This window comes from Fusobacterium necrogenes, from assembly GCF_900450765.1.
Taxonomy (GTDB): Bacteria; Fusobacteriota; Fusobacteriia; order Fusobacteriales; family Fusobacteriaceae; genus Fusobacterium_A; species Fusobacterium_A necrogenes.
The window spans coordinates 1,523,193-1,535,830 of the sequence record NZ_UGGU01000003.1 but is presented as its reverse complement, the minus strand read 5'-3'; the positions used below and the strand labels follow the sequence as shown (position 1 = coordinate 1,535,830).

Sequence of the window (12,638 nt, the reverse complement as noted above, 5' to 3'; positions counted from 1 at the left end):
GAGATTAAAAGGGGAAAAGAGTATCTCAAATTTGAACTGTAAAGTGGTTCGCTTTGGTAGCTTTTCCTTTTTTTGCTAAAATAGATTAGTATTGGAGGAAATATGATAAAGAAAGGAATAGTGATAGCAGGGCCTACTGGTGTAGGTAAAACAGCTCTTTCGATAAAATTGGCAAAAATATTAGATGCTAGTATTATATCAGCTGATTCTGCACAGGTATATAAAGAGATGAATATAGGGACAGCTAAGATAACATTTGAAGAGATGGATGGGATTGTACATCATATGTTAGATGTTTTGGATCCTATAAAAAAATATAGTGTAGGTGACTACCAAAGAGATGTAGATAAGATATTAAAAGAAGAAGAAAAAAAAGGGAAAATGGTTATATTAACTGGAGGGACAGGTCTCTATATTAATTCTATTACAGATGGACTATCAGCTCTACCAGTATCTAATGCTAAAATAAGAGAGGAATTTATGAAAAAAAGTTCGCTTGAACTTTATAAAGAATTAGTGAAAGTAGATCCAGAAGCAGCAAAAGAGATACATTTTAATAATAAAAAAAGAGTAGAAAGAGCTCTAGAGGTATATATACTTACTGGACAAAAATTTTCCTATTTATCAAAACAAAATATAAAAAATAATAACTACAGTTTTTTAAAAATTGCACTAGAAAGGGGAAGAAAAGAGCTATATGAAAGAATAAATACAAGAGTAGATGCTATGATTAAACAAGGATTAGAAGAAGAGGTTAGAATGCTTTATAAAAAGTATGGTGAGGTATTAAGAAAGATTAATATAATTGGCTACTCTGAGTTTATAGATTATTTCAAAAGCGAGATAAGTTACGAAGAAACAATAGAAAAAATAAAACAAAATTCAAGAAAATATGCTAAAAGACAATTTACTTGGTTTAAAAATGATCACAGATATATTTGGTATAATTTAGAAGAAACATCTGAAAATGAGATAGTAGAGGATATAGTAGAAAAATTAAATATAGAAAATGGATAATTAAATTCTTGATAAAAAGATATGTATATGGTATTATTTATAGTAATAAGGAATGGTGCATGTTGTTAATGAAAAGGATTTTTATTTTTATAATTACTTCTGTTTTTATAATAGGTTGTTCGAATATTGGAAAAAAAGAAGAAGTAACTTTAGAAGAAAAAGCAGCTTTAATTATTTTTATAGAAGAGATAAAATCTAGCCTTAAAAATGGGGAAACAACATTTTTAGAACAAAGCTTAATTTCTAATATGGGAAATAATTTTTTAAAAGAAGAAATACAAAATATAGATTTTTCAAAAATAAATATTTTTAATTCAAAACCTGAGTTTTTAAAAAATAAAGCTATGAATGTTGTTGCTTTGAATATACAAACTACAACTATATATTTTGATGTTGAATATGTATTAAAAAATAAAAAATGGAAAATAAATAAGTTTAAAGAGAGAAGGAAATAAGATGAGACCAAATGAAGTGAAAATAACTGTCTCTTCTTCTTTAGAAAATTTATCTTTAATAAGAGCTATGGTAAAGACATATCTAGAGTTACATCAGGTAAGTCAAAGAGATGTATTTCAACTTTTATCAGTAGTGGATGAACTTTCAACAAATGTTGTTGAGCATGGGTATGAGTATAGGCCTGGAGATATCATCTTAGAAATTCAAAAGTCAAATGATATTATCCGTTTGATAGTAGAGGATAATGGTGTAGGATTTGATGAAGAGAAATTGAGTAAAGAAGAGGGTGGGATGGGACTTTTTATAGCAAGAACCATCGCAGATGATTTTAAAATTGAAAAAAAATTGAATGGAACATTATTTAGAGTAGAAAAAAAGGTTAAGGAGGCAGAATAAAAGATGATAAATAATTTTGAAATACTTGAAAAAAATTTAGAAGGAGTTAAGGAGTTAAAAGTAATAGGGGAATTAGATGCTTTAGTAGCACCAAAATTAAAAGAAAGGATTACAAAATTAGTAGAAGCAGATTGTATAAAGTTTATTATTGATTTTGAAGAAGTTACTCACATCAACAGTTTAGCTATGGGAATATTGAGAGGAAAGTTGAAGGTAGTAAAGGAGATGGGAGGAGATATAAAATTGATAAAATTAAATGAGCATATCAAAACAATATTTGAAATGATAGGATTAGATGAAATATTTGAGATATATGAGACGGAAGAGGAAGCTGTAAATAGCTTTAAATAAAATGTAGAAAGGAAATAATTATGAGTATAATATTAGGTATAGGTTTGATAGTAATTGGACTAGGAATAGTATTTGCCATACTATATAAAAAGTCTGTTATAGATAAAAAAATAAATGAGTTAAATGATTTAGAGGATGAGATAACAAAATCTAAAATAAAAGCTAAAGAAATAATAGAGAATGCAGAAAAAGATGCAAATGCTAAAGGGAAAGAGATAGAGTTAAAGGCTAAAGAACATGCATATTTGATAAAAGAAGAAGCAGAAAAAGAAATAAAAAATGCTAAAAATGAGCTTTTACAAAAAGAAGCGAGGTTAACTAAAAAGGAAGAAACATTAGATAGTAAAATAGAAAAGTTAGAATTAAAAAGTCAAGAACTAGAAAAAACAACTGAAGAATTAGAAGCAAAAAAAGACGAAATAGAAGCTATAAAATTGAAGCAGGAAGATGAATTAGAGAGAATCTCTGGACTTTCTAAGAATGAAGCTAAAGAAATTTTAATAGCGAAATTAAGAGATGATTTAACACATGAAACAGCTGTAGCAATTAGAGAGTTTGAAAATAAGCTTGAAGATGAAAAAGATAGAATATCTAAGAGAATATTATCAACTGCCATTGGAAAGGCTTCAGCTGAGTATGTAGTAGATGCAACTGTATCAGTTGTAAATTTGCCTAATGATGAAATGAAAGGGAGAATTATAGGTAGAGAGGGAAGAAATATAAGAGCTATTGAGGCACTTACGGGAGTAGATATAATTATAGATGATACTCCAGAAGCAGTAGTTCTTTCAAGTTTTGATGGAGTAAAAAGAGAAATAGCTAGACTTACTATTGAAAAGCTTGTAACAGATGGAAGAATACATCCAGGAAAAATAGAAGAGGTAGTAAACAAAGCTAGAAAAGAGATAGAAAAAGAGATAATTGATGCAGGGGAAGGAGCTTTAATAGAATTAGGTATTCCTGGAATGCATCCAGAAATAATAAAGATTTTAGGAAGATTAAAATTCAGAACAAGTTATGGACAAAATGTATTAACTCATTCTATAGAAGTAGCAAAACTTGCAGCTAATTTAGCTGCGGAATTAGGAGCAGATACTGAATTAGCTAAAAGAGCTGGATTATTGCATGATGTTGGTAAAGTCTTAGAAAGTGATATAGAGGTTTCACATGCATTGATTGGCGGAGAGTTTTTGAAAAAGTTTGGAGAGAAACCAGAAGTTATAAATGCAGTAATGGCACACCATAATGAAGTAGAGTTCGAAACTGTAGAGGCAATACTAGTTCAAGCTGCTGATGCAGTATCAGCTTCAAGACCTGGAGCAAGAAGAGAAACTTTAACAGCTTATTTAAAAAGATTAGAAAGTCTTGAAGAAATAGCTAATTCATTCTCAGGAGTTGAATCTTCATTCGCTATTCAAGCAGGAAGAGAACTTAGAATAATAGTAAATCCTGAAGCGATGACTGACGATGAGGCTACGAAAATGGCAAGAGAGGTAGCTAAAAAGATAGAAGAGTCTATGCAGTATCCTGGACAAATAAAAGTTACAATAGTAAGAGAGACTAGAGCAGTAGATTATGCTAAATAAGGATTTAGAGATGATACTTTTTTAACAAAAAATAAATTTATAAAAATGGGAGAAAGTTTTTAGTGTAGGGATCATTTTGAGATGATTTATAATAAAGCTTTCTTCTTTTTTTCTATAAAAAATAACTATAGAGTTCTATTTTGGGAGATATAAATATAAAAAAAGGTAAAAGTTTTAATTAGGAGGAATAATTTTGAGGTTAAAAATTAATATTTAATAAAAAACTATTATTTAAAAAAATAAAGATGCAATAATTCATATTTAGAGTAAGATTATATGATATTTTAATCTGAAATAGGAAAAAATTTTTTAATCAATATTTTAAAATGTAATCATAATAAAAATGTATAATTTAGGATGTGTTTATAATGAAAATGTATATTTATATCGGATGTCTTATTCTATTCTAAAATATTTTTAATTAAGGAATATTTTGCATGGGACAATATTATATGATTATCGTTTTAGTTGCTATTTCGTAAATTATTCATATTAGAAGGTAGGTGATAAGATGAAAGATTTTAAACTGTCGGAAAAAGTTTTAAAACGCAATCTTAAGGGCAAAAAAAGTATCACATTAGCTTTGGTTGTCAGTTTTTTAATTACTGGGGGATTGGGGACTACTGAAGAAGTTATTTTAGCTAGAGATTTGAGAGCTAGAAACACTGTTATTCCTGTTCAGGGAAACAATGCTCCAACTTTAGGAAATTCTGCTAATGGAACAGATGTTGTTAATATTGTTAATCCTGATAAAAATGGGATTTCTCACAACAAATTTACTGATTTAAGTGTCGGTGCAGGGAATGGGCTTATATTTAACAATAGTACTGAGCATGGAGTCTCACAAATTGGTGGGTATGTAACTAAAAACCCTAACTTAAATAGTAGCGCTACTACTATTTTGAATGAAGTTAGTGGAAATAAAGTATCTAATATAGATGGAACCATTGAAGTTTTTGGTAAAAGAGCTGATTTCATACTTGCTAATGAAAATGGAATAAATGTCAATGGAGCTACCTTTATTAATACTAATGGAGTTACTTTAAGTACTGGTAAAGTTCTAAAGGATGACTCTAATATTAATTTTGATGTACAAAAAGGAAATGTTCTTTTAAATGGAGTTGGAACTAGTGGAGATTATTTCAATGTTTTGGCAAGAAGTATTGAGATACACAACGAAATATCTGCTATAAAGGAAGAAAAAACTCCTGATATTACTTTAATCGCAGGACAAAATAAAATTGAATTAAAGAAGGGAGATTTTAGTAATCCTATTATAAAATCTTCTTCTGATAGTAAACAAGATAAGTATGGTATATATGCTACTGGATTAGGTGCTATGTATGGAAGAAATATTAGACTTATCAGTACTGATCAAGGACTTGGAGTAAAACATGAAGGAGCTATATTTAGTGAAGGTGATATAGCGATTGAAGCTAATGGAAATATTTCAGTAGCTACACTTAACGCGAAGAAAGGTGTAAAACTCAAAGGAAAAGATCTAGAAACAAAAGGTGGAATCATAAAAGTTGCTGGAAAAGATCAAATTAATTCTATTTCAGCAGGGAATGATATTACTCTTGAATTAGAAGGAAATGGAACTATAAGATCAGCTGTTCAATCTACTGGAGGAAATATAGTTATTTCTGCTAAAGGATTAACTCTACAAGATAAGACTTCTGCTAGATTGATAAGTAAAAATTCTATAACTTTAAAGCTTTCAGAGAAGTTAGATGTACAAGGAGTACTAATTCCTACAGTATCAGGAGTTGATTCTAATAAGTTAGTAATAGTATCAAATAGTGATGGATCACTTCAAGTAAAAGATATTGAAAGTGGAAAAGTTTATTCTTCAGAAGAGATTACATGGGTAAGTACAGGAATAATAGGTAAAGATGTAGAAATATTTACTAAAGAATTAGTAAATAAAGGAATTATTTCTGCAGATGGAAAATTAACTATTACTGCTGAAAGCTTATTAAATGAAAAGAATGCTTTATTAAAAGGAAGTGATCTTGAGTTAACAGCTAATTCTTCTTTTGTTAACAAAGGAGAGATTAGAGAAAATAAAAAAGAGTTAAATGAGGTAGTAGATCCTAATGGAAAATTAAAAATTGAAGTTTTAAAAGGAAAATTTGAAAACTATGGAAATATATCAGCAAAAGATATAACTATCACTGCTCAAGAACTTATAAATGCTTTAAATGGAAAAGTTATTGCTAGTGATGGAAATATTATTCTAACTACTACTGTTGGAGAACTAGTTAATAATGGAGAGATATTAGCTACAAAAGATCTTAAGTTAATAAGCGCAAATAATCTAACAAATACAGGAAAACTAGGTGCAGATTCTATATTAATTCAGGCTGTACAAGGTAAATTTTTAAATGCGGGACATATAACGGCTGTAAAAGATTTAGTTATAAATGTTAAAGAACTTCTCAATGCTGGAAGCTCAGAAGAGATAGAGAAATATTTAGGAGCTCTATATCAATATTCTGAGGAGGAGTTAACAAAAGTAGAAAATTCTATATCAGAGTTAAATAAGAAAATAGCAGCTGAAAAAGATCCAGCGCAACTTGCAGAATTAAAAGCTACTTTAAGTGGATTAGAAGAGGTTAAAAATAAATTAAATAATTTAAAAGATATCTTATCTAAAACAGGAATGCTTGGAGTATTATCTGGAGATAATGTTAAAATAACTACAAAAGAGTCTTTTGAAAATAAAGGAGTTGTTACTTCACAAAAAGATCTTACTCTAGAAACTGGTAGCGTTATTAATTCAGGGGTATTACAAGCTGGAGATAATCTTTTAATTGAAGCTCTTGGAAAAATAGTGAATACTCAAAGAATAACTGCTGGGAAGAAAATTATAATCAGTGGTGATAGTTTTGTTTCTAATGGAAATGAAGAAAAAATAAAAGAGTATTTAGAGTTATTACAAAAGTTAAATTCAGAAAATTTAAGCGCGGAAGAATTAGCAGAATTAAAAGCTAAGATAGCAGCTTTTTCTGATTTAGGTGTGATAGAAGGAGAAACTTTAGCAATAACAACTAAAACAACTTTAGAAAATAATGGAATAGTAATAACTAAAGGTGATGTAAGTTTAAAATCAGAAGATTCAATTAAAAATAATGGAGTAATGTCAGTAGGAAAGAACTTAGATGTTAAGGGTAAGAGTTTTAGTTCAAAAGATTTAACAATTAAGGAGAACTTAAGCGCAAATATATCTGGGGATTTTAATTCACACAATTTAAGTGTTGGAAGTAATGTAGATGTTACTTCTTCTAAGTTAGAAAACTCTGGTAAATTAGAAACTGGAGGAGGCTTAAATCTGACAGGAAACTTCTCGAATAAATCAGGAGCTACAGCATCTGTAGGAAAATCCTTAAATATAAATGGAGGAGTTAATAATAGTGGAGAACTATTAGTTGGAGAAATATTAAAGGTAGCTAATGGAAATACTTTAAATAACGGAAATATTAATGTAAATGGAGATATAAATATAGGAGGATCATCTCTTACAAATGCTGGAAAATTGATTGCTAATGGTAAAATAGTAACTAATGTATCTGAAGATATAAGTAATAGCGGAGATCTTTCTTCAACTGATAAAATAAGTTTAAAATCTAAAAACTTTTCAAATAGTGGAGAAGTTGTTGGAAATGGAGTTTCAATAACCGTTGATAATTCTTTTTCTAATACTAACTCTATCCAATCAAATTCAGAATTAAGTATATCTAATTTGGGAAATGGAATAACTCAATCAATGAAAGAGTTAAAAGCTAAAGGTAATATAGATATAGAAGCTTCTTCTAGTGATGTATCATTAGCTGGTAAAGTTCAGACTGAAAATAATTTGAAAGTAGATTCTAAATCTTTCACAAATACTGGAGAGCTTTCAGCTAAAAATATAGATGTAAAGACAGGATCATTAAATAATACAGGTACATTAATGACTGGTGAAAGTACAAGAGTTTCGCTTGATTCTTCAAGACAAAATTTAAGTAGTGGATTCCGTAGTAGTTTTGCTAATTCAAGCGCTAATACTGTTGCTGGTACTATGATAAGTAATGGAGATATCACTCTTGAAAATGTTGTTGGAGATATTAATGTTAAAAAATTCCAAACTCCTGGAAGTATAACTATATCAACTTCTGGAGATATAGTTAATGAAGGAATGATAGTTGGAAATAAAGATGTTAATTTAAAAGCTACTAATGTTTTAAATCAAGAAGGTACAACTATTTGGGCTGGACAAAATCTTCTTATAGAAGCTCTTGAAAAAATATATTTAAAATTAAACTCTCTTATTATGAGCAAAGGAGATATGAGTCTAAAAGCTAAAGCTATTATAAATGATGCTGGAACTATAAGTAGTGGTAAAGATTTAAGTATTAAAACAGATGTTCTTCTTAATAAGAGTAAAGTTGATATCAAATATGATGTTGTAGGAACCGAAAATTCAAAACATACAGTAAGATGGGATGATACTTTCAATTATCACTTAGATACTACAGAGGTTTGGGTACCAGTTATTGAAAATAATAGCGTAGTAACAGATAAAGCAACAATAGAAGCTGCAGGAAATATAAATATAACTGGTGATACAGGAGCTACAACCAAAGTTTTAAATGAATCTGGTACTATTGCAGCAGCTAAGGATATAACTATAAAAGGGGATATTCAAAATAATACATCTTATAAAGAAGTTGATGTAATAGAACTTTTAAAACTTATTAAAGTTAAACTTTCATGGCAAACAAAACTTTATTTAACTAATGCGCATGGAAATTCTGGAGTATCTTTTGAAGGAAGTCTATATGATGCATTGACTCAAGGATACTTAGGAAAAGGAAGAGAAGCATATTATAGAGCTTTAGCTTTAAATGATAATGAACTACTTAATAAGGCACTTTCAAGTGTTCTTGGTAGCGATTGGAAAGATAAGAGTAAACCTATTTCTCAAGATAAATGGAATTTAGATGCTAATTTTAAATATTATGCAGCTAATGGAAATGCTCAAATATTAGCAGGAGGAAATTTTACCCACACTGATGGAAGTTTAGTAAATAATGGTGGAGAAAGTGGAGGAAACAAAAGCGTAAATATCACTATAGGAGAGAATGTTGTTGATGGTATCGAAGGAAATTTAGGAGTAAATATTGCAAATATAAACGATATCAAAGAAGTGAATGGTATAAAATATCCTCATGATGTAGAATTAGCAACTGGAAGTATAACTATAGATGGAGTGACTATAACTGCTGAAACAGGAAACTTAGCAGGAACAATAGCTGTATCAGGAACTGTAAATCCTATAATCTTTATAGATGTTCCAACTGGTGAAAATGGATTGTTTAAACCTGTAGTAGGAGATCCACAACCTGGAGAGCCTTTATTTGAAACTAATATAGAATTTATTGATCCTAATAATTTCTATGGTTCTGATTATTTCTTTAAGCAATTAGGATATGATAAAAATAAAACATCATCAGTTCTAGGGGATGCATATTATGATTATTTATTAATTAAAGATATGATTCAAAAAGGACTTGGTTATGTAAAAGATATTAATGCACAGGATATTCAAGCTCTTATTAATAATGCAGCAAAAGTGTCTACTGCACTTGGACTTCAACTCGGAAAAGCTTTAACACAAGAACAAATTAACAGCTTAGAGCATGATATAGTATGGTATGTTGAGGTAGAGGTTAACGGACAAAAAGTTTTAGCTCCACAATTATATTTATCTAAAAATAGTAGAATAGATATAGCGCAAAATCAAGGTAATGGTGGAACTTCAACTATAAAAGCTGGAGGAGACTTTATAAGTGACAATACATCATTTAGTAATACTAATGGAAATATTGATGTTGCTGGTAATGTTATTATAAAATCTTCAGGAAATATTACTAATAATAGTTCTGGTGGAATGAGTGGAGGAATTAGCGCAGATAAAAATATTGCTGTAGATGCTACTGGTAATATTAATATGATAGGTGGTAGCCTCAAAGGTGATAATGTAATTGTTAGTGGAAATGATGTCAACATAGAGTCTACATTAGGAATTGATGAAAAAGGAAATCAAATTATTTCTGATAAAGCAGGTATAGAAGCTAATAATGGAATTCAAGTAGATGCAAAAAATAATATTAACATAAAAGGTGGGTCGTTAACAGCTTCAGGATATGAAGTTAGAACTAATGATACACAAGAGGCAACAACTACTCAAGATGTTAGTCAAGGTAATGGAAATGAAGTAGTTGAAAATGTAGAAGTAGTAAAAGATATAAATTATTATAAAGAACTTTTTGCTAAAGATTCTAAAGATGTTATAGCAGGAGATGCTGGAAGTATTAATATTAATGCTGGTGGCGATGTTAATATAGAAGATATATACACTGTCTCTTCTGAATATAAGCATGAATATAGTGATAAAGGATATTCTAATGAATCAGGAAGTAGTGCTCTTTCAAATGGAACAGAAGTTAAAGGTTCAAATATTAATATTAGTGGAAAAAATGTAAATATAAAGGGAAGCGATTTATCAACAAATGATGTAGATGAAAAGATTGCAGAGAAAAGTAAATCAAATACAATAAGTATAAGCGCAGAAGATAATGTTACTGTAGAAGATTCAGCTGATGTAGTACATATTTCAAGCTCAGGAAGAACTTTAGATACAGTAAGAGGGTTATTAACATCAGAATATAGATCAAAAGATTTTAATGCATCATTATCACATGGATCAAATATAAATACAAATGGAGATGTATATATATCAGCTGGACATGATGCGACAATAAAAGGAAGTAATATTAATTCAAATGGAAGCACTAATATTTCAGCAAAACATGATGTAAATATAATAGATGGAAGAGATGAGATAAAGGAAAGTACAAGAAAAGATGTATATCAAGTATTTGGAGGTAGTTCAACAAAAACAAGTAAAGAAGCATCATTAAGTAAAGGAAGTAATATAACTGGTGATGGAGATTTAAATATAAGTGCAGGAAATGACATCAAAGTAGTTGGAGGAAAAGTAGAGGTAAAAGGAGAAGCTAATTTTGATGCAGGAAATAATGTAACATTTGAAGCTGGTAAAAATGAGATAAAAGAAGAAGTAGATTCCTTTGGAGCTGGACTATATGTTGTTGGTTGGGCTGGAGCAGCTGGCTCATCTGCCAATTTTGAAGAAAAAACTTACTCTATTGAAACTGTTGATGGTTCAGCAACAGCCCCATTACCAACATATCCTACTGGTTCAGGAGGAACTATGTTAGATCCTACTGCTTATCTTAATATGGGAGTAAAATTAGAAAATTATCATGGTATTACAGAAGAAGTTAATTGGGAAAATAGTAAAATATCTGGAAAAAATATTAATATTACTTCTGGTAATACTACTGATATAGGAGGAGTAGATTTTTCTGCAACTGACAATATTGATGTTGTAGCTAGAAAGATTATAACTACAAAGTATGAAGATACATATAAGCAAAAAGAAAATGGATTTAGTTTCTATCTTGAAAATTCAACTGCATTTGAGAGTTCGATAGTAGATGCTGCAAATAAACTTGGAAGTATGATATCAAATGGATCTGAGCTAGATCCTACAACTGGAGTTTTACAATCAGTTGGAGCTTTAACAACTATGATTTTTAATGATACTGCTGGTTTAGGAAACTATTTAAAGGCTGGATTTGTTTATAAGCAATCTGATGTTAATCAAACTGAAGAAAATATTTCTAGTATGTCAGGAAAGAATATTTCATTAACTTCAACTGGTGATGGAATAGAATTAGTAGGAGTTGATATCACTGCTGAAGAAGAGTTAGCTTTAAATTCAGCTGGAGATATAACTATTGAAGCAGCAAAATCTACCGAAGATTCTTTTAAAATTACTGCTGATGGAGAGTCAAGATTTGGACAAGCAGCAAGTGTTAATCCTATGTCTGGAGCAGGTGTAGGACTAAATTTAGGGGCTCATGTAAGTGCTGATACAACTGATGAGTATAATAGTAAAAATATTCAATCTAAATTGAATGCTAAAGATATTACTATTAAGGCTAAGGATGATTTAAATATCAAGGGAGGAAGTATTGAAGCTACTAATAATGTTGGTTTAGCAGTAAATGGTGATGTAAATATAGAAAGTTTAAATGATGTACATGACAAAGATAAAAAATTTGGAAGTGTAGGAACTAGATTAGGAATAAAAGTTACATCAAACACTATTGTTAGTGGGAATTTTTCAGGAGCTGTAGGTGGAGGACATATTTATGAAGATGCTGAAACTACAATAGTTTCTGGAATTAAAGCTGGAAATGAACTTAATGCTAAAATTGATGGAAATCTTAATATGAAAGGGTCTGTATTAGGATCTGAAAGTAAAAAAGGAAGTCTAGAAGTAGAAGGAAATATTATATTGGATGATGTTACTGCTAAAAGTAACAGTGGTGGAGCGGATGTAGTTGTTTCAGCAGGACAAGCTGGAGAGCTAGGTGTTACCGGACAGATAGCTGATAAGCTTAAAAAAGAAGTAGTAACTGAATCAGCTATAGGTATTGAAAATATAGTTGTAAAAGGTGATGTTAATATTAATGGAGAAAAGAGCGATACTTCAGATATAAAGAATGATATTAACAATACCCAGCATGTTGTAACTGATGAATCAAGTAAGGGAGGAATATTCTCTATAATTATCCCTGCAAAAGCAGGATATAATGCAGCTACTTCACATCAGAAAGGAAGTTATAATGTTAATCCATAATATTAGTTGAGTTTTTTATTAAAGAATAAAGATGGATAAAATATAAAAAGGCTGTG

6 protein-coding genes are annotated in these 12,638 nt (G+C 29.7%); all 6 read left to right on the top strand.

What is annotated here, in order from left to right:
• Positions 1-102 precede the first annotated feature (102 nt).
• The 6 genes from miaA to DYA59_RS07160 all read left to right on the top strand — a co-directional run bounded on the left by miaA (position 103) and on the right by DYA59_RS07160 (position 12,582).
• The gene (miaA, locus tag DYA59_RS07185) at positions 103-1,017 is read left to right on the top strand and encodes a tRNA (adenosine(37)-N6)-dimethylallyltransferase MiaA (protein WP_172606964.1); all 915 of its coding nucleotides are present in this window, start codon (positions 103-105) and stop codon (positions 1,015-1,017) included.
• A 68-nt stretch (positions 1,018-1,085) separates the two neighbouring features.
• Positions 1,086-1,472, top strand: coding sequence for a hypothetical protein (locus tag DYA59_RS07180; protein WP_147280959.1), 387 nt, complete (start codon positions 1,086-1,088; stop codon positions 1,470-1,472).
• Position 1,473: 1 nt separating this feature from the next.
• Positions 1,474-1,869, top strand: coding sequence for an ATP-binding protein (locus DYA59_RS07175; RefSeq protein WP_115270785.1), 396 nt, complete (start codon positions 1,474-1,476; stop codon positions 1,867-1,869).
• Between the two features lie 3 nt (positions 1,870-1,872).
• Complete coding sequence (locus DYA59_RS07170; protein WP_115270783.1) at positions 1,873-2,220, top strand: STAS domain-containing protein; 348 nt, start codon at positions 1,873-1,875, stop codon at positions 2,218-2,220.
• Positions 2,221-2,240: 20 nt separating this feature from the next.
• Positions 2,241-3,806 carry a ribonuclease Y gene (gene rny, locus DYA59_RS07165; RefSeq protein WP_115270781.1) on the top strand — a complete coding sequence of 522 codons (1,566 nt, stop codon included), beginning with the start codon at positions 2,241-2,243 and terminating at the stop codon, positions 3,804-3,806.
• Between the two features lie 511 nt (positions 3,807-4,317).
• Complete coding sequence (locus DYA59_RS07160; RefSeq protein WP_115270779.1) at positions 4,318-12,582, top strand: two-partner secretion domain-containing protein; 8,265 nt, start codon at positions 4,318-4,320, stop codon at positions 12,580-12,582.
• Positions 12,583-12,638: the final 56 nt, after the last annotated feature.